The following is a 19,011-nucleotide window of genomic DNA, read 5'->3' as shown; positions in this document are numbered from 1 at the left end:
ATAAGGCGGCTTGAGGGAATGGTATAAAAATAACCCGCGCTGCAGGTGCAATAAGCAGTAAAGGCGTAACGGGCCGTCGTATCAAGTCGGTCGTATAAAATCAAAGGGGCTGCGGCACAATGTGCCACAGCCCCTGTCTTGATGTCGTTATTATTCGTTCAAAAATTGCTCATACTGCTCTGCCGTCAGCAGCGATTGCAGCTGCTCGTCCAAGTCTCCTTCAACCTCTACCTCGATCATCCAGCCTCCGTCGTACGGCTCGCTGTTGACGAGTTCCGGCTCTCCTTCCAGCGCATCGTTGATTTGGGTCACTTTGCCGCTTACCGGACTGAACAGATCCGACACGGTTTTGACCGACTCGATCGTTCCGATGCTCTCTTCGGCCGCCACGTCGGCGCCGGCTTCCGGCAGCTCCACAAACACGATGTCCCCCAGCTGATGCTGGGCGAAGTCGCTGATCCCGATGCGGACCACAGATCCGCCTGCCTTTTCCACCCATTCATGATCCTTGCTGTACCAACGGTTCTCCTTCACATTGCTCATCGATTTCGCGTCTCCTTTGATTTCAATTTTGGGGCTGCCGTTCATGTTCTAATCTTCCTTGGCAGCCGTCTTAGCTTCTTTGGCCTTTCTGCGGCGCTGTTCCACCAATTCCTTGGTCAGCTTGCGGCCTGTCGGCGTCTGAGCGAGTCCGCCCTTCCCGGTCTCGCGGTGCTTGGCCGGCATGGCGCTTCCGACCTCCAGCATGACGCCGATCACTTCATCGGCCGGGATGACGCTGCCCACGCCGGCAAGCGCCATGTCCGAAGCCGCCAGGGCGGTGACGGCCCCCAGCCCGTTCCGGACGATGCATGGAATTTCCACCAGCCCGGCGACCGGATCGCAGATCAGGCCGAGGCAGTTCTTCAGCGCCAGGCCCACGGCATGAACGGCCTGCTGGGCCGTACCGCCGCGCAGCTCGACCATCGCGCCCGCGGCCATGCCGATCGCCGAACCGACTTCCGCCTGGCAGCCGCCTTCCGCCCCCGAGATCGAGGCGTTATTGGCTATAACATAACCTATGGCACCGGCACAGAACAAGCCCTTGACCAAATGTTCGTCCTCCCAGCCGAAACGTTCCTGAGCACTGACGAATACCCCGGGGATGATTCCGCACGAGCCCGCCGTCGGTGTCGCGATAATCCGTCCCATCGAGGCGTTCACCTCCGATACCGCCAGCGCGTAAGCCATCGCCTCGGCCGCAGGGCCGCCAAGCGATGTTTCCCCCTGCTGCATGTAATCGGACACCTTTTTGGCATCGCCGCCGGTGAGCCCGCTCCGCGACTTGGTGTTACCGGTGAGCCCCTGGCGCACCGCTTCCTTCATCACACCGTAGTATTCGGCCATTTGCCTGAACACTTCCTCGCGGGAGACGCCCGTTTCCCGCGCCTGATCCTCAAGCATAACCTCGGCAATCGTCTTGTTTTCCTGGCGGCAAATGTCCGCCAGCTGTTCGAGGGTCTCGAATCTCATATGACGTTTAGCTCCTTTTGGTCAAATCGATCATCGTTACTTCCTTGATGTGGGGGAGCTTGCAGATGTCCTGAATGGTGCTCTCCCCTGGAGCGGAATCCAGTTCGAACACCGTCATCGCATCCCCGCTGCGGCCCTTGCGGTCCACATCCATATACCCGATATTATATCCATCCCGGCTCAGCAGCGCGGTCATGTTGGCCAGAACTCCCTGACTGTCGGAATGCTTCGCCGCCAGGGTCGGGTATTCGCCCGTGATCTGCACGTCAAAACCGTTCACCGAATACACCGCGATCGTCCCGCCGCCAATCGAGGCCGCTACGATTTCAGCTGTCCGTCCGCCCCCGGTCAGCTGGATTTTGACCGAGTTCGGATGGGGTCCATTGCCCCGGCCCTGAACCCACTCCAGGGTCATGCCGGCTTCTTCGGCCAGCACGTCAGCCTGCGGAATCCGCTGATCATCCGTTTCATAATCCATCAGCCCGGCAGTCAGCGCCAAATCGGTTCCATGCCCCCAATACGTCTCAGCAAAAGAACCGAACAGCGTCATCTTGGCCGTCTCCGGCTGGCAGCCCAGCAGCTGCCGTGCCACTCTGCCGATGCGTACCGCTCCCGCGGTGTGCGAGCTGGATGGCCCTACCATGGAGGGACCGATGATGGAAAACACATTTTTAAATCTCACTTGGTTCTACGCTCCCCGTTAGCTATTTTCGACGCGCTTTGCGATGGGCTGGACAAAAAAAAGGACAGCAAAAAAGGCGTCAGCACCTTTTCTCTGTCCCTTGTACCTGAGAGTTTGTGCGGCATGGTGCGCCGCGTTCCCCTTGGGTGGCCGTATAGCTCTCTCCAGAGCCGCGTCCCGCGGCGGTTCCTTGTACCTGAGAGATTAGCTGCCTGCATGTGCCTACCTGCAGCTTGCTCCTTCGGTGCCGCCCTTATACGATGGGCGGTCTCTCCCGCGCGCGTTCATCCGCTGAATATTCAATTACTTTCCAAGCGTCCGCTCTACTTTTCCAAACTCTGAACTAAGAATAAAGCAGAGCGAATACGGGTGTCAATATAACATATGCGGCCTCGTCTAAAACTCCATTCCCGTGCGCAAAAATTGCATCGCTCCGAGCGCCACGATCCGTTTGACGTCTTTCGGAGATGCAAAGGAGCACGCTTTGAACATGTCCGGCAGCGTATGCTTCTCGGCCGTCCGCAATGCGCTGTCCATATATCCCGGGTACGTGGATGTGCTGCCGCCGATCACCAGAACGTCCGGGTTAAACAGATGCAGCACGTTGGTGATCGCCAGCCCGCAGTAAAAGCCGGCACGTTCAAGCAAAGCCAACGAATCGCCGTCCCCATCCCGGATCTTGGCAAGGAAGGCGTCGATATCGCAGCCTGCCGCAGTGAGAATGCCGATGCCGCCCGCCAATTCGTCCACCTTGCGCGGCCCGGCTTCAGTCGCAATGACGGTGTAGCCCAGCTCTCCCGCAAACCCGCCAGCGCCGGTATACATCCGCTGTTTGGAATAGACCCCGAGCGCCAGCCCCGAGCCGGCCATGATCACCGCGACCGTATCCTTTTCCGGATAATTGGCCGCTTCAGCAACCGTCGCCGCTTTCACGTCATTGATCAGCCGGCAGGGAAAACGGCCTTTGGCAAAATCGTCTGACGTCACCCCGCACAGCGCGCGGATATCGGAAAACTGCAGACGGCGGTCTCCCTCAACGAGTCCCGGAAGCGCGATGCCGAGCCCCTCCGGCTCATACGGAAGCCCTGAAATAAAACGGTCAATCTCACCCGCCAGATATTCCAGAGAACAATCCAGCCCGGTGGGGACCTTGTGCTCGACAAGCTGTCCATCCGCCTCGGCAACCATCAGCATTTTCGTACATCCCATATCGACGCCTACAATGTTCTTCATCATCACAGCTCCTCCTCATACATCCTGATTTGCTTCACTCCCGGCAGGCAGCTCAGGGACGAAAAATCCCCCTGGAGGTTCCACCTAGATCAAAACACCTAAAATCGAACATTATAAACATAAACTCATTGTAATATTCGTAAATAGGCATTATGATAATGTTGTTGACACGAGTTTGTACTTTGAGTATTAATAATATATAGAACGAACTCGAACATTTGATTCGAGCTTTATGATGTCGTGAACAAACAATCGTATAGCGGATGATGGTAATGGGAGAGATTACTGCCGAGCAGTAACGCCGAAGGAGTAAGCCCGGACCCGGGTGAATCTCTCAGGCAAAAGGACGATTACCGGACGCATCTCTGGAGAGAATTCTGAACGTAAGAATCACCCAAGGGGAAACTTGCTTGTTGCCCGGGGTTGATGTGGGGCCCGAATTTCGCCTGTGAAGTCCCGGGCCGCTCCATTCACCGGCATCCGTAGTAAGGTAACTCTCAGGTACCAAGGACAGAGCTTGAAAGAAAGTGTGCGTAGGGCGCATGCTTATTCTTTCGCCCTGTCCTTTTTGCGCTGCATGAAAGAACTTTTTGTGATGAAAAGCCTAAACAATCCGTGGTAACACGTGAAAACCGAGGTGACTCATGTCCGAATTAAAAAGAACACCGCTTTTTCCTCTCTATGCGCAGGTTCCCGGCGTCCGCTGCATCGATTTTGGCGGATGGGAGCTTCCCGTCCAATTCAGCGGCATCCACAAAGAGCATGAGGCTGTCCGCGAGGCTGCCGGGCTCTTCGACGTTTCCCACATGGGCGAATTCAAGGTGGACGGCCCGGGATCGGAGGACATTCTCCAGCTCGTGACCGTCAATGACGTATCGGTTCTCGAGCCGGGGCAGGCGCAGTACAGCGCCTTGTGCTATCCGGACGGGGGCGTTGTCGACGACCTGCTGGTCTATAAGCTCGGCGAGGAGTCCTACATGCTGGTCGTGAACGCCTCCAACATCGACAAGGATTGGGCCTGGCTTCAGGAGCACCGGCCGGCCGGCGTGAACATGGTGAACGAGTCGGACGGCACCGCGCTGCTGGCTCTTCAGGGGCCAAAGGCTGAAACGGTGCTGCAGCCGCTCGTCGATGCCGATCTGGGGCAGCTCGCCCCGTTTCATTTTATCCAAAATGTGAAGCTGTTCGGCGCAAGCACGTTGATATCCCGCACCGGTTACACCGGGGAAGACGGCTTTGAGATCTACCTGGCCGCACAGGATGCTCCTGCGGTCTGGAGCGGATTGCTTCAGCAGGGCGAGAGCGCGGGCCTGATTCCGGCGGGGCTCGGCGCCCGCGACACGCTTCGCTTCGAAGCGAAGCTGCCGCTGTACGGACAGGAGCTGTCCAAGGACATCTCCCCGCTCGAAGGCGGCATCGGCTTCTTCGTCAAGCTGGGCAAAGCGGCCGATTTTATCGGCAAGGCGGCCCTGCAGCAGCAGAAGGAGTCGGGCGTGCCGCGCAAACTGGTCGGCATCGAAATGATCGACCGGGGCATCCCACGTTCCCATTATCCCGTATATGCGGGAGATGAGCAGATCGGCGAAGTGACTACGGGAACCCAGTCCCCGACGCTGAAGCGCAATCTCGGTCTCGCGCTCGTGCAAAACGGCTATTCCGCCCTTGGAACCGAAGTGGAAGTTGATGTCCGGGGCAAGCGGCTCAAAGCCAAGGTCGTGAGCACCCCTTTCTACAAACGCGAGCGAAAATAAATCGCTGGGCCAACGCAGCACAGTACGATTTTCAACCTAACCTAAAGGAGCTGACTCCACTTGAAACACCGTTATCTGCCCATGACCGAACAGGACCAGCAGGAAATGCTGAAGACGATCGGCGTCTCCTCCCTCGAAGACCTGTTCAAGGACATTCCTGAGGAAATCCGATTCAAAGGCGAACTGCCCGTTTCTTCCGGACTGAATGAATATGCGCTGACGACACACCTGTCGGAGCTTGCCGCTAAAAATGCCAACACCGACCAGTATGCCAGCTTTCTGGGTGCGGGAATTTACGACCATCACATTCCTTCGGTCATCAATCATGTCGTGTCCCGCTCCGAATTTTACACGGCCTATACACCATATCAGCCCGAAATCAGTCAGGGCGAGCTGCAGGCGATCTTCGAGTTTCAGTCCTACATTTGCGAGCTGACCGGCATGGCCGTCGCAAATGCCAGTATGTATGACGGGGCCACCGCCCTCGCCGAAGCCGGCTCCCTGGCCAGCGCCGCCACAAAGCGCAAGCAGCTGCTCGTGTCCAGCACGGTGCATCCGGAAGCCCGTCAAGTTGTCCGCACGTATGCCAAAGGGCTCGGACTCGACGTCGTGGAGGTCTCTTCCGCAAACGGCGTCACCAACCTGGCTGAGCTGGCCGAAGCCGTATCAGACCAGACGGCCGCCGTGCTCGTGCAGAGCCCGAATTTCTTCGGAGCGATCGAGGATTTGCCCTCCATCAGCGACCTCATCCATGCCAGCAAAGGGCTGATGGTCGTCAGCACCAACCCGATCTCCCTCGGCATTCTCGAAGCGCCGGGGAAGCTTGGGGCCGATATCGTCGTCGGCGACGCGCAGCCGCTTGGCATCTCTTCTTCCCTGGGCGGGCCAACCTGCGGATTCTTTGCTGTGTCGCAGGACCATATGCGCCGCATGCCCGGACGGATCGTGGGCCAGACGGTCGACCGGAACGGCAAGCGCGGCTTCGTTCTGACGCTGCAGGCCCGCGAGCAGCATATCCGTCGCGAGAAAGCGACGTCCAACATCTGCTCCAACCAGGCGCTGCTCGCCCTCTGCGCGTCCGTGTACCTGTCGGTCATGGGCAAGCAGGGCATGATCGAGATCGGACAGCTGAATCTCCAGAAGAGCCATTACGCCGCACGCCGGCTGGGCAGCATTTCAGGGGTAAGCGTGCCGTTCACGTCCCCGTACTTTAACGAATTTGTCATTAAGCTGCCGGAAGGAACCAGCGTGGCCGGAGTCAATTCGAAGCTGCTGCAGAAAGGCATCCTCGGCGGCTATGACCTCGGCAGAGCTTATTCCGAACTGGAAGGACATATGCTGATTGCCGTCACGGAACGACGCACCAAAGAACAGATTGACCAATTCGCTCTAGCGCTGGAGGGCTGCATATGATTCAGGAAAAAGCGTTGATTTTCGAGTTGAGCCATCCTGGACGGATTGCCTACTCTTTACCCGACTTTGACGTCCCTGTAGTGGAAACGGAAGAGCTAATCCCAAGCTCGATGCTGCGGTCGGAGCCGGCCGCGCTGCCGGAAGTGTATGAAGTGGACGTCATCCGCCACTACACCGAGCTGTCCCGCCGCAATTTCGGGGTGGACAACGGCTTCTATCCGCTCGGTTCCTGCACGATGAAATATAATCCGAAAGTGAACGAAGATGTCGCCCGCTACCCGGGCTTTGCCAAAATCCATCCGTACCAGCCGGAGGACAGCATTCAGGGCGCGCTTGAGCTGCTCTACCGTCTGCAGGACGATTTGGCCGGACTGACCGGCATGGACGCCGTGACTCTGCAGCCCGCTGCCGGCGCGCACGGAGAATGGACCGGACTCATGATGATCCGCGCCTACCATGAAAGCCGCGGCGAGCAGCGCGACAAGGTCATCGTGCCGGATTCCTCGCACGGCACCAATCCGGCCAGCGCCACCGTCGCAGGTCTGAAGACGATCACGATCCCGTCGACCGACAAAGGACTCGTCGACCTCGACGCCCTGCGTTCCGCTGTCGGCAGCGACACCGCGGCGCTGATGCTCACCAATCCGAACACGCTCGGCCTGTTCGAAGAGCAAATCCAGGAAATTGCCGCCATCGTCCATGAAGCCGGAGGCCTGTTGTACTACGACGGAGCCAACTCCAACGCGATCATGGGCATCACCCGCCCGGGAGACATGGGCTTTGACGTCGTGCACCTGAATTTGCACAAAACGATGAGCACGCCGCACGGCGGCGGCGGTCCGGGAGCCGGTCCGGTCGGCGTGAAGAGCCGCCTGGTTCCGTTCCTGCCTCGTCCGCTCGTATCGAAAACGGCTGCAGGCAAATATACGCTCGAAGGCGGCAGCGACCAGTCCATCGGGCGGGTCAAAGCGTACTACGGCAACTTCGGCATTCTCGTCCGCGCTTATACCTACATCCGCAGCTACGGCCCGGAAGGTCTGCGCCGCGTATCGGAGTGCGCCGTGCTGAATGCCAACTATATGATGAGCCGGCTCGCTCCTTACTTTGACGTTCCGTATCCGGGCGTCTGCAAGCATGAATTCGTCATGTCGGGCTCGCCCCTCAAGCAGTACGGCATCCGTACGCTGGACGTGGCGAAGCGCCTGCTCGATTTCGGCTATCACCCGCCGACCATTTACTTCCCGCTTAACGTGGAAGAGTGCATCATGATCGAGCCAACGGAAACGGAGAGCAAAGACACGCTCGACGCCTTTATCGACACGATGATCCGCATCGCAAAAGAAGCGGAGGAGCAGCCCGAGCTGCTGCTGAACGCGCCGTACGACACGCCGGTGACACGGCTGGACGAAACGACCGCGGCACGCAAGCCGGTGCTGAACTGCGCCTGCAGCTGATTTTCAGATTTCGGATTTGGATTTGGATTTAATTCGAATTCAGATCGTGGAGAGAATACCCAAGAACACCCTTTTGAGGGTGTTCTTTTTTATATACTTCTGTAATGCGGAGATATACCCACATGAAAAAAAGCCAGCATTCCGAAGAATACCGGCCAAACTTGGATAAAGATATGCGTTATGCGTGCAAAACATAACGAAGCTGAGGTTGGTAAAAAAGGATGGTAGTCAATCGTGAGAGCTTTCTAAAGCCCCTCCGGCCACATGCGGAACCATCCACTACTGAACGCTCTGCACCAGCTGCGTCACTTCCTCCGCCGTGCTGAGCTGAAGCGCCTGTTCGGCGAGACGCTCCATGTCCGCCCGGGACAGCTTGGAGATCTGGCTTCGTGCCGGAAGAATGGACGAGGCGCTCATGCTGAACTCGTCAAGTCCGAGGCCGAGCAGAATCGGGATCGCTACGGCGTCTCCGGCCATTTCGCCGCACATGCCGACCCATTTGCCCTCGCGGTGCGCGGCGTCGATGACCATTTTGACCAGGCGAAGAATCGCCGGATTATAGGGCTGATACAGGTACGATACCTGTTCGTTCATCCGGTCGGCGGCCATCGTGTACTGGATTAGGTCATTGGTGCCGATGCTGAAGAAATCCACTTCCTTGGCGAATACGTCCGCCAGAACGGCCGTCGACGGAATTTCGACCATGATCCCGATCTGGATGTCGTCCGCGACAGCGATGCCTTCCGCCGCCAGCTTGTCCTTCTCTTCCAGAAGTACGGCCTTGGCTGCCCGGAACTCGGCAAGCGTGGCGATCATCGGGAACATGATGCGGAGGTTGCCGTGCACGCTGGCCCGCAGCAGTGCCCGCAGCTGAATCCGGAAGATGTCCTGCCGGTCCAGGCAGAGGCGAATCGCGCGGAATCCGAGAAACGGATTCATCTCCTTCGGCAGATCCATATACGGCAGCTCCTTGTCACCGCCGATATCCAGCGTGCGCACGACCACCGGCTTGCCTTCCATCTGCTCCAATACGGTCTTGTAGGCGTTGTACTGCACGTTCTCCGACGGCAGCTTGTCGCGGCCCATGTAGAGAAACTCGGTCCGGTACAATCCAACTGCTTCGCCGCCGTTGCCAAGGACGCCCGCCACGTCGTTCGGCGTACCAATGTTGGCCGCCAGCTCCACGTGGACCCCGTCCTTCGAGACGGTCGGTTCCGTACGGAGCTGCTTCCACTCCTCCATCTGCTTGGCGTATGCCTGCTGCTTCGACGTGTATTCGGCGATAACCTCATCAGTCGGGCCGATGATGACATTTCCTTCGATCCCGTCCACGATCACCAGCTCGCCGTTTTGCACAGAGTCCAGAACGCTCTTCGTGCCGACCACCGCCGGGATTTCGAGCGAACGTGCCATGATGGCCGAGTGCGACGTTCGACCGCCGATATTCGTCGTAAAGCCTTTCACGAACTTGCGGTTTAAGCCGGCCGTGTCCGATGGGGTCAGGTCCTCGGCGATCACAATCACTTCCTCGTCGATTTCCGACGGGCTAACGTATTGAAGGCCGAGCAGATGCTTCAGAATACGCTTGGTCACGTCCCGCATATCCGCGGCGCGTTCCTGAAGATAAGCGCTTTTCATATTTTCAAACATCCGGATGAACTGCGCTGCCGTCTCATCCAGGGCATATTCCGCGCTGACTGCTTCGCTCCGGATTTTGTCCTTCACCGGGTCGATGAGCTCCGGGTCGCTTAATATAAGCAGATGCGACTCGAAAATTTCGGCCTTTTTCTCGCCCAATTCCGCCAGCGTCCGCTCCTTGATGGCCTCAAGCTCCGCCCGGGACTTGGCCAGCGCATCATCCAGCTTGGCCAGCTCAGCCAGAACGTCATCCGCCTGCTTGCGGGTTACCGCATAATCTGGATCCTCCAAGATGAATGCGCGGGCGATCGCAATTCCCGATGACGCCGCGATTCCCTTGATATTATTCATGAACCTCGCCCAGCCCCTCGCCTACCATGACCTGCTCAAGCGATTCCAGCGCCGCGCGTTCATCGCCGCCTTCCGCGATCAGCGAAATGATGTCGCCCTGCTCCAGGTCCAGGGACAGAACGCCCAAGATCGATTTTAAAGTGACCTTTTTCCCGCCGGATTCGGCAAAGCACTCCGTATCCTTGAATTTGGTAGCTGTATTGACAAGCGCCGTCGCCGGACGCGCATGAATTCCGTCTTCATCGATAATTTTAAACGTTTGCTGCATGATGATCATCCTGCTTTCTGCTGAAATTTTGTAAATACCAAAAAGGCATGAGTATCCGCTCGGGATCCTGGTTTCTACCGCTAAGCGATAGATTGCCCCAGTAATGGGCAAAACAACCAAGATCTACAGGTTTACTCATGCCTGATCGTATCAGTAACACGTATGCATGTTCAATTGGGTTCATTACAGTCAGTATTGTAGCACCCATCCCGCCAAGTTGCAAGCGCTTGATATTCGAAAAAGGCGCCTGCGCTCCTTTAAAAGTGAAAGCGGCGGGACCATACGCCATCAAAGGCGCTGCACGCCGCACGCGATCAATCCACGCGCCCCTGCTTTTTGTGAACCAGACGCTGGAGATGGATCGTCAGATATCCCACTTCCGCTGGATATACGGGCCGGCCGAGGCGCTCCTCCATCACTTTGGTCAGCTCTTGGGCAAGCCGGTACGTATCCGGGTATTCCCGCTGCATCAAGGCGTCGAGCGTGTCCGTTTCCTCCACGGCCTCGCCTCTGCGGATTCGCTCCAAAGCAAAGCGAAGGTGCGTAATCAGGCGGGAGTAGTCGAGCGAATCCCGCGGGACCCGGAAGTCCATCTCCGTCTCCACGATGTGGACCAGATCGCTGATCAGCTCGGAATGCTTGCGCACTTCGGAAATATGCTGGTTGGTCAGCGCGCCGTGGATATGCAAGGCGATGAATCCGGCTTCCTCTTCACCCAGGTCCACGCCGAGCTTCTGATGAATCAGCCGGACGGCGAATTCCGCCATCCGAAACTCCTCGGGATACATTTCTTTCGTCTCGTACAAAAAGGGATTATGGATATAAATGCCCTGCTGCATGCGCTTGATCGCAAATGCGATGTGATCCGTCAGTGCGATATGGACATGCTCGTTCAAGGCCCCTGAGCTTGTCTGGTCGGCATGCAGCAATATTTCGTTGACCGCTTCAATCAGTTTCTCGTCGACCTGGGGCAGCAGCTGCTTGTACTGCTCCTGCTCCTCCGGCTTGGTCAAAATAAACATCTTCTCTACCTCAGCCAGCGGAATGGCCTGCCCGGTCTTCCGATTAAAGCCGATCCCTTTGCCGATGACCACCACCTCACCGTGCTGGGGATGCTCGGCAATGATGACATTGTTATTTAACACCTTGCTCACTTGCAGACTACTCACACTATGCACCTCGTTTGCTGACGCCTGATAAGTTTATCATCTCTGACAGACAGAAAAAATATCAGAAATCAGCCGATTCGTCAAACCGGGCGGACATGGAACCGTGCATTCCCTGTTTTAACCGCCCCGACCCATATCTTGTGGATGCGATGCAGCCAGCCTGGCGAAATAGTTCACGGCAAAATCGCGAAATGACGCAGCCGTTTGCGTCAAATACCGTTCCTGCGGCCAGGACAAGGCAATCGAGCGTTTGCACCAGCTTTCTTCGAGCCGCAGCAGAACGACGTCCGGCCCAGTTGAACCCCCCCAAGTAATAGCCGGCAAAAAAGCAACGCCTTGACCGACCCGGATCAAACCGCGAACCATGGCCGGGTCGTCGCTCTCAAACCGGACACGTGGAGTGAAGCCGGCGAGGCGGCAAAAGGCATCCGTCGTTTCGCGCAGCGATTTGCCCGGGGGCAGCGTGATGAAGCTCTCTTCCCTCAGCTCCTTCAAGCCGACTTGCGTACGGCCAGCGAGCGGATGGTCCGCGGGAACCGCGACGAAAATTTCTTCTTCCAGCAAAGAAAGCGACGTTGTTCCTGGCGGCAGTTCGGCTCCGTCGGAAAGGCAAAGGTCGAAGCCCGCCGCCCCTTCGAACGTGGAATGCTGCAGCAAATGGAACTCGGCGGCCGGGCATTCTTTGCGGAAATCGGCCAATAGGTCCGGCAGTAAATGCGAGGAAACGCGGACGTCGAGTGTAACGGCCGGAGAAGCGGAACCGCCGAGGTCTTGCAGCTGCAGCCTGCCGTCTTCAAGGGCCTGCAGGGCAATATCCACCTGACGCAAAAATAACTTGCCGCGCTCGTTCAGCCGTATGCTTTTAGGCTCCCGCTCAAACAGCTTCGTTCCCAGCTCGACTTCCAGCGAGGCAATCATTTTGCTGAGCGCTGGCTGCGAAATATGCAGGCTGCGGGCTGCCTGGGTCATATGCTGCATCCGGGCGGCAACCTGAAAGTATTTTAACTGCAGCAGCTCCAATCCAGATCCCTCTTTCCTTTTTAACATAACCTATAAGTTATGATAAATATAATTCAATATATATTATAGTTCATGGGATAAACAAGTTATAATAGTTCACAAATCAATAGGAAGAGGAGACGAGCACCTTGATCGTACAAACCGCATCAGGCAAAGTTTCAGGAGTACCTTTACAAGGAGCCTATGTATTTCGGGGCATTCCCTATGCAGCACCGCCGACGGGCAAACGTAGATTTCAGCCTCCGGCGCCTGCGCAATCATGGCCGGGCGTGAAGAAATGCGATCAATTCGGCCCTCTCGCCCCCCAGCAGACCGATCCGTCAGGAGGGACTACACGTATACGGTCTGAAGATTGCTTGTATTTGAACGTGTGGACCCGGGGATGTGAAAAAGAACCGATGCCCGTACTGGTGTATATTCATGGCGGCGGATTCGTATCGGGCAGCGGCGCCGACTGCGACGGTTTGCGGCATGCGGCGGAGGATGGCATCGTCTATGTATCGGTCAATTACCGCCTTGGCGCATTAGGCTTCCTCCACTTGGGTGAGGTGCTGGGGGAGGAATATGCAGCCTCGGGAAACAACGGTCTGCTCGATATTGCGGCCGCGCTGCAGTGGGTCCAGCGTAACATTTCCGCCTTTGGAGGCGATCCGGCCCGCGTGACCGTTATCGGGAATTCCGCCGGTGCCAAGTGCACCGCTTCGCTCTATGCCATGGAAGCGGCACGAGGGTTATTCCACCGGGCAGTGGCACAGAGCGGGGCCACCCAAGCGATCCGGGATCGGCACACCGCCAACGTCACCACCCTCCGGATCCTCGAAGAGCTGGGCTTGTCCGGTTCAGATCCAAGCCCGCTGCTGGAGCTTCCGTTCGAGCAGCTCATCGAAGCGCAGTCCGCCGTCGGATCGGACACGTCGCGCGGCCTGCACATGTTCGGCCCGGTGGCGGACGGTCAGGTTATTCCCTTGGATCCATTGGCAGGCATTGCGGCGAGCGCCGGTCTGCCGCCGCTGCTGATCGGCACGAACGAAAATGAAGCATCGATATTCATCCGGGACGATTCCACACTCCAGTCCCCAGGCATGGAACCGCTTGACCGATTTTTTGGACGCCATGCTCCCGCCGTATGGGATGCCTATCAGCGTTATGCCGGGGCGATGTCCCCAGCCGCTGCGTGGTGTACGACGTTAACCGAGCATCTGTACACGATTGGGGCTTTGCAGTTTGCACAGGCCCTCGCTTCCTCGGAAACCCCGGTATGGATGTACCGGCTTCACGCCGGCAGTGTACTCGGAGCGACGCACGGCTATGAGGGCAGCCTTATTCATTGGGATCCGGAAGCGCAGCCCCCGGCTGCCCTTGCAGCCGGCGATCCGTACGCAGTACCCGCCGAGCAATACCCACTTACAAGAAGTATGCGGAAAGCCTGGGTCGCGTTCGTACGAAGCGGGAATCCCAATACCGACGCGCTGCCTGCATGGCCGGTCTATGGGACGAGACCGGCCATCATGGTGCTGGACACGGCCAGCCGCGTTGATGATGACCTGCCGGAACCGGCTGGGATCGGCATTCCCCATCAGGTGTGGAGGATGGACTGATGAAGCTGATCGATATTTCTGCCGTAATGATTTTGCTCGGTCTGCTCCTTGGCTTCGTGGGCGCGGGCGGCTCCGGTTTTATCATCTCGATCTTGACCGTTGTGTTTGGATATCCGATTCATATCGCGCTGGGAACCGCCCTCGCGGCGATGTTCTTCTCATCCCTTTCCGGTTCCGTCAGCCACTACCGTGAAGGAAATATGCTGCTGAAGTCGGGCGCGGTCGTCGGTTTGGCCGGAGCGGCGGGGGCGTGGGTCAGCTCCAGCTGGTCAACGCTTATTCCGGAGGATAAACTGGGCTGGATGACTTCCGGCATGCTGTTCGCTTCGGGGCTCGCGTTATGGCTGCGGATGGCGGTCGTCTCGCGTCGGCCGGATGCGTCCGGGAACCAGGCTCCGCCTGCCGCCAAGGGACTGCGGTATTGGGCGTGCGCGCTGCTGATCGGCGTTGTTACCGGCATGCTGTCCGGCCTGTTCGGCATCGGTTCCACGCCGTTCATCCAGTTGGGGCTCATGCTGCTGCTCGGCATGCCGATGCGCTATGCGGCAGGAACGACGATGATGGTCATCATTCCGATTGCGCTGGCGGGCGGAGCAGGCTACTTTACGATCGGATACCTGGATTTCCGGCTGCTCATCGCGGTGGTGTGCGGCACGATGGTCGGCTCTTACATTGGAGCGAAGTTCACGAAGCTCGTTCCCGCCCGTTGGCTGAAAACATGCATGGTCATCACCCCGATGATGGGTGCGGCGATACTGCTGCTGTAATGTCATCCATGAACATGGGAACTGATGGCCCTAAAAGCCGGTCCGCAGCAGGAGACCGGCTTCTTTTCTATTTTGCTTTTTCATTCCGCTTTCATTCCGCTTTCCATTTCGCTTCTTCATATCGCTTTTCCAATTCGCGTTAAAAGATCTTTCGATATCCCGTGTGGCCGTTACACGCATGCTATTGACAAAACCCCAAACTAAATCGGCGGCTCGCTTTGGAAAAATACCCCAAGCGAGCCGCCGTTTAAACGATCTTTCCTTTACGGTCTAATCGAGGGCGGGGATACCCGCGTCTTTGCATGCCGTCAATTCGGCAGCTCATCGCCGGTTAGCCCGCATAAAGTTCCTTCATTCCTTCGTTGCTCCTGCTTCGAGGGTAACCAAATCCTGCTGCGCGGCCGCAGGCGCCGCGGATGCAGCCGGAGGCGTTTTCCGCCCGGTCAAGCCTTGAATGAGGCTCTCCACATCGATGCCGGACACGTTCTTGAGCATTTCCGGAGCCGTCGACATCAGCTCTGTGACGTAATTGCTCACGCGTGCCGCGCCTTCTCCCTTGCCGGTATCCACCACCGTCAGCTTGTCGATGGAAGCGATCGGCTCGGCAATTTTGCCCGCCAGGTCCGGCAGCATTTTCACGATAATATCGAGGATGGCCGCTTCGCCGAACTTCTGGAAGGCTTCAGCCAGTTTCTCTTTCGCATCGGCTTCCGCAAGACCCCGCAGGCGGATGACTTCCGCCTCGGCGGTACCTTTGGCCCGTTCTGCGTCGGCAATGGCCTGACCGTCCAGCCGCTTTTGCTCGGCCGATGCCTTGGCCTGGGTTTCGATGGAGTACTGCAGCGCCTCAGCCTCCAGCATTTTTCTCGCCTTGTCGGCTTCGGCCGCCACTTCAACCGCATACCGGTCGGCGTCCGCTTTCTTCTTCACTTCGGCATCGTACTGCTTCTGCCGCACCTGAATTTCCTTCTCCTGCAGGTCGATCTCCCGCTCCTTGCGAACGAGCTCTACCTTCATCTGCTCTTCCACCATTGTCTGCTTGGCGCGGGCTTCCTGAATGTGGTACGCCTGGTCGGCTTCCGCCTTGGCAGTGTCCTGTTCCTTCTTAAAGGATGCTACCTTCAATTCCTTCTCCTTCGACGCTTCGGCGATGTTCGTATCGCGCAGCAGCTCGGCCTTCTGCCCCTGCTCCTCGGCGTTCGCCTTCTGAATCCGCGCGTCGCGCATCGCTTCCGCTTCGGCGATTTCCGCATCCCGTTTCACCGCAGCAATCCGCGGTTTACCGAGCGCGTCGAGATACCCCTGCTTGTCGCGCACGTCCTTAATCGTAAAGGAGACGATCTGCAGGCCCATTTTCTTCAAGTCCCTGGCCGCTACACCTTGAACCTCCTGGGCAAACTTGTCACGGTTCCGGTACACCTCTTCCACCGTCATCGAACCGAGAATAGCCCGCAGATGCCCTTCCAGCACTTCCTGCGCCTCGCCCTTCAGGGCTTCGATCGGCTTGCCGATGAACTGCTCCGCCGCGGTCGCGACGTCCTCAATCGAGCCGCCTACTTTGATAATGGCCACGCCGTCGGCGATGACGGGCACGCCCTGTTCCGTGTACACCTCCGGCGTTGACACATCCAGCTTGTGGGAGAGCAGTGATATGAATTCCGACTGCTGGAAGACGGGCAGGATAAAAGCCCCTCCGCCCCGAACGATTTTGATTTTCCGTCCGGATTCGTCCTCCGATATGTTTTTGTTTCCCAGAAACGATCCCGTCACGATCATGGCTTCATCCGGTCCCACCGTTTTGTATCGGGCCCAGAAAGCCAAGCCAAGCACGACGATTACCCCTATAACGATCAGCGGTATTACCAGGTATTCAGGCACTGTCATCAAACCACATCTCCTTTTCTCTCTTCCAGTCTGGTCACGCGCAGGACGCCGTCCAGCACATCCACGACGACGACACGGGTTCCGGCGGGCAGCGGAAGGCGCTCCAGACTGGAGGCGATATGCAGCGTATTGCCTGCTCCCAGCCTCACCATCACCTCGCCGTACCCTTCCGGCGGAATAGGAATCGTAACTTCACCGATGCGGCCTTCGAGCTCGCGGATGGAATATCCCGTGGAATTCTCGCTGTTCTCCATCGGCCTGACATACACCGTATAGACGACACCCGCCACACCAATGGCGCCGATTCCGGCAATAAGTGCGCTTAAGCCCTGATGCAAACCGGTGTAACGCAGCAGCAGAATACCTGCGCCTCCGAATACGGTCACCGCCGTCGCAATTACCATCGGCTTCAGCACGTCAACCGACAGAAAATCGAGAAGTCCATCCAGCGCATGGCTCAAAATATCACCGAGCACCACGCTGACCACCGCAAAAATAATTCCGCCTGCCAGGCAGCTCCAATAAAGCGTTTCCATCCTCCGTTCCCCCCTGTGCGTATTCCTGACTGTCTATATAAGGGTATACGTTAGAAGTGCCTAATTTGTTTCAAAATTTTCCTTTTTCGTTAGAATTCCGGGGATTTTCCGCCAAAATCCTCCTTTTCCCTCCGCCTGGCTCAGGGTTATAAATTCAGAAAGCCGAATCGTTTCGGCTGGCCGGCCAAACCGCACTCCGCTTCAGGGGCTGTTCCTATCATCTGCGAATCAATGAAATCCAGGATCTGCTGAAGAGAGTCCATCTGTTCCCTGATTTTCGCCCGATGCTCCACAATCAAATCGTGCAGCTCCGGATGCTCGCTGATGTCATCGCCGACGGACAGTTTCAAAAACGGCTTCATCTCCTCCAGCGGCATGCCCGTCTTCTTCAGACAAGTGACCAGCCTCATCGTCTCCAAGTCCTTTGGCCGGTACACCCGGTGACGGTTTTGTTTGCGCTCTGCGCGCGGCAGAAGCCCGATCCGTTCGTAATAGCGAATCGTTTCTTCGGGGATGCCGGTATGCTCCGCGGCTTCTTTGATCGTATATGCATCAGTCATGGCATTCTTCCCTTTCGTTTCTGATGTTCATACCATCATACAACTTGGAGCTGACTCCAGGTCAAGTCTGATAAATTGTTCGAAAATGGGGATTGACTTGTAGCCGACTACAAGTTGTAGAGTGGCTTTACCGCAAATCCAAAATCTAATCATCTCCAAGGAGGCACATATGAAAACAAACTCAATCGCACTGATTACCGGGGCAAACAACGGCATCGGCCTGGATCTGACCCGCAGACTGCTGGGTGAAGGGTGGACCGTCCTTGCCTTGGTCCGTTCCGCTTTCCCCGGCGACGACGCCTTGATCCAGAAAGCTCTCGCAAGCCGGCAGCTTCGTCCATATAATGCCGATCTCGCCGATTTCTCCGCCTTAAAGCGGGCGCTGAACGAGGTCAAGAGCATGGAAGACAAGATCGATATGCTGTTTAACAATGCCGGGGGCAGCTTCCCTGAGCTGGTGTATTCCAAGCAGGGACGGGAGATGCATTTCGAACTGCAAACCGTAGTTCCCTATATCATCTTCATGGAGCTGAAAGATTTGATGAAGCAAGGTTCCTTCAAAACGATCATCAACACGTCGTCCTCGGCGATGAAAATGGTCCGCCGCTTTCAGCCGGCAGAGCTGGCCTCTCCGCGCACATTCAAGAAGCTGTTCGGTCCCTACGCTGCTTCCAAGCTGGCGTTGTCGCTGTGGACCCGCGAAGCCGCCCCCTTGGCAGCCGTCGAAGGCTTGACGATCCGCAGCGCCGACCCCGGGGGCAACAATACGATCCGGAAAGGAAAAAATGCCGGGCTGCCTTGGTATATAAAAATAGCCATGAAGCTGGTCATGAGTCCTCCCTCCAAGGGCGCTTCGCTCCTGTATGAAGCGGCTTTCGGCAAGCACAAGAACCTGAACGGCGTATTTCTGTTGAAAAACGAGCCCACAGAGTTGAAGTATGCCGAAGCCGGCAAACCGGTGCTGGAACTTGTGCAGGGCATATATGAAAACGAGTATGCCGGACGGACACCATGATCATAGGACGGGAATATACTTGTACGGAGAAGCTGAATTATGATTTGTAACCATCCATCCCTACGGCAATATGCTCATCAACAAAAAATGGGTGTGGTTGACAGTCCGGGAAACGGTATGTTTTAATGTGAATGAATTTAAAAATATTCATTCTAAAGGT

The 19,011-nt window shown here is 57.0% G+C and carries 17 protein-coding genes and 2 riboswitches; of the genes, 6 read left to right on the top strand and 11 right to left on the bottom strand.

Annotation, left to right across the window (positions count from 1 at the left end; genetic code table 11):
• Positions 1–150: 150 nt before the first annotated feature.
• The 4 genes from gcvH to FHS19_RS08985 form a co-directional block, all read right to left on the bottom strand.
• Positions 151–543, bottom strand: a complete 393-nt coding sequence (gene gcvH / locus FHS19_RS09000) for a glycine cleavage system protein GcvH (RefSeq protein ID WP_183582858.1) — start codon at positions 541–543, stop codon at positions 151–153.
• A gap of 48 nt (positions 544–591) precedes the next feature.
• Entirely contained in the window at positions 592–1,512 is a 921-nt protein-coding gene (gene sdaAA / locus FHS19_RS08995) for an L-serine ammonia-lyase, iron-sulfur-dependent, subunit alpha (protein ID WP_183581593.1), read from the bottom strand.
• Positions 1,513–1,519: 7 nt separating this feature from the next.
• On the bottom strand, positions 1,520–2,194 hold the full coding sequence (sdaAB, locus tag FHS19_RS08990) for an L-serine ammonia-lyase, iron-sulfur-dependent subunit beta (RefSeq protein ID WP_183581592.1): 675 nt from the start codon (positions 2,192–2,194) through the stop codon (positions 1,520–1,522).
• 173 nt (positions 2,195–2,367) lie between these two features.
• Positions 2,368–2,480, bottom strand: a riboswitch (glycine riboswitch).
• A 110-nt stretch (positions 2,481–2,590) separates the two neighbouring features.
• Positions 2,591–3,430 carry an ROK family protein gene (locus FHS19_RS08985; protein ID WP_183581591.1) on the bottom strand — a complete coding sequence of 280 codons (840 nt, stop codon included), beginning with the start codon at positions 3,428–3,430 and terminating at the stop codon, positions 2,591–2,593.
• Between the two features lie 260 nt (positions 3,431–3,690).
• Positions 3,691–3,787: riboswitch (glycine riboswitch) on the top strand.
• 284 nt (positions 3,788–4,071) lie between these two features.
• Here FHS19_RS08985 and gcvT point away from each other — a divergent pair.
• From gcvT to gcvPB, 3 genes are read left to right on the top strand one after another with little or no spacing between them, the layout of a single operon-like run.
• Positions 4,072–5,178: a glycine cleavage system aminomethyltransferase GcvT gene (gene gcvT, locus FHS19_RS08980; RefSeq protein ID WP_183581590.1), complete on the top strand. Its 1,107-nt coding sequence runs from the start codon at positions 4,072–4,074 to the stop codon at positions 5,176–5,178.
• A 60-nt stretch (positions 5,179–5,238) separates the two neighbouring features.
• Positions 5,239–6,591, top strand: a complete 1,353-nt coding sequence (gcvPA, locus tag FHS19_RS08975) for an aminomethyl-transferring glycine dehydrogenase subunit GcvPA (protein WP_183581589.1) — start codon at positions 5,239–5,241, stop codon at positions 6,589–6,591.
• Positions 6,588–8,045: an aminomethyl-transferring glycine dehydrogenase subunit GcvPB gene (gcvPB, locus tag FHS19_RS08970; protein ID WP_183581588.1), complete on the top strand. Its 1,458-nt coding sequence runs from the start codon at positions 6,588–6,590 to the stop codon at positions 8,043–8,045. The genes gcvPA and gcvPB overlap by 4 nt, the downstream gene beginning before the upstream one ends.
• A gap of 279 nt (positions 8,046–8,324) precedes the next feature.
• Here gcvPB and ptsP read toward each other — a convergent pair whose 3' ends face one another.
• From ptsP to FHS19_RS08950, 4 genes are all read right to left on the bottom strand, one after another.
• Entirely contained in the window at positions 8,325–10,034 is a 1,710-nt protein-coding gene (ptsP, locus tag FHS19_RS08965; RefSeq protein WP_183581587.1) for a phosphoenolpyruvate--protein phosphotransferase, read from the bottom strand.
• Positions 10,027–10,302 carry an HPr family phosphocarrier protein gene (locus FHS19_RS08960; protein WP_183581586.1) on the bottom strand — a complete coding sequence of 92 codons (276 nt, stop codon included), beginning with the start codon at positions 10,300–10,302 and terminating at the stop codon, positions 10,027–10,029. Before FHS19_RS08960 ends, ptsP begins: the two co-directional genes overlap by 8 nt.
• A 314-nt stretch (positions 10,303–10,616) precedes the next feature.
• Positions 10,617–11,471 carry a glucose PTS transporter transcription antiterminator GlcT gene (glcT, locus tag FHS19_RS08955; protein WP_183581585.1) on the bottom strand — a complete coding sequence of 285 codons (855 nt, stop codon included), beginning with the start codon at positions 11,469–11,471 and terminating at the stop codon, positions 10,617–10,619.
• A gap of 117 nt (positions 11,472–11,588) precedes the next feature.
• On the bottom strand, positions 11,589–12,491 hold the full coding sequence (locus FHS19_RS08950) for a LysR family transcriptional regulator (RefSeq protein ID WP_183581584.1): 903 nt from the start codon (positions 12,489–12,491) through the stop codon (positions 11,589–11,591).
• A gap of 128 nt (positions 12,492–12,619) precedes the next feature.
• On the opposite strand from FHS19_RS08950, the gene FHS19_RS08945 reads away from it, so the two are divergent.
• Both FHS19_RS08945 and FHS19_RS08940 read left to right on the top strand, forming a co-directional pair.
• The gene (locus FHS19_RS08945; protein ID WP_183581583.1) at positions 12,620–14,089 is read left to right on the top strand and encodes a carboxylesterase/lipase family protein; all 1,470 of its coding nucleotides are present in this window, start codon (positions 12,620–12,622) and stop codon (positions 14,087–14,089) included.
• Positions 14,089–14,856: a sulfite exporter TauE/SafE family protein gene (locus tag FHS19_RS08940; RefSeq protein WP_183581582.1), complete on the top strand. Its 768-nt coding sequence runs from the start codon at positions 14,089–14,091 to the stop codon at positions 14,854–14,856. Before FHS19_RS08945 ends, FHS19_RS08940 begins: the two co-directional genes overlap by 1 nt.
• Before the next feature lie 351 nt (positions 14,857–15,207).
• On the opposite strand, the gene floT is transcribed toward FHS19_RS08940, so the two are convergent.
• The 3 genes from floT to FHS19_RS08925 all read right to left on the bottom strand — a co-directional run bounded on the left by floT (position 15,208) and on the right by FHS19_RS08925 (position 17,836).
• The gene (gene floT, locus FHS19_RS08935; RefSeq protein ID WP_183581581.1) at positions 15,208–16,740 is read right to left on the bottom strand and encodes a flotillin lipid rafts scaffold protein FloT; all 1,533 of its coding nucleotides are present in this window, start codon (positions 16,738–16,740) and stop codon (positions 15,208–15,210) included.
• On the bottom strand, positions 16,740–17,276 hold the full coding sequence (locus tag FHS19_RS08930; protein WP_183581580.1) for an NfeD family membrane protein: 537 nt from the start codon (positions 17,274–17,276) through the stop codon (positions 16,740–16,742). Before FHS19_RS08930 ends, floT begins: the two co-directional genes overlap by 1 nt.
• A 146-nt stretch (positions 17,277–17,422) precedes the next feature.
• On the bottom strand, positions 17,423–17,836 hold the full coding sequence (locus FHS19_RS08925; RefSeq protein ID WP_183581579.1) for a MerR family transcriptional regulator: 414 nt from the start codon (positions 17,834–17,836) through the stop codon (positions 17,423–17,425).
• A 169-nt stretch (positions 17,837–18,005) separates the two neighbouring features.
• On the opposite strand from FHS19_RS08925, the gene FHS19_RS08920 reads away from it, so the two are divergent.
• Entirely contained in the window at positions 18,006–18,851 is an 846-nt protein-coding gene (locus tag FHS19_RS08920) for an SDR family NAD(P)-dependent oxidoreductase (RefSeq protein ID WP_183581578.1), read from the top strand.
• Positions 18,852–19,011: the final 160 nt, after the last annotated feature.

Origin of the sequence: Paenibacillus rhizosphaerae, from assembly GCF_014192015.1 — a bacterium.
Lineage (GTDB): Bacteria > Bacillota > Bacilli > Paenibacillales > Paenibacillaceae > Paenibacillus_AQ > Paenibacillus_AQ rhizosphaerae.
The sequence above is the reverse complement of the archived record's forward strand: the minus strand, read 5'-3'. Positions and strand labels throughout refer to the sequence as shown.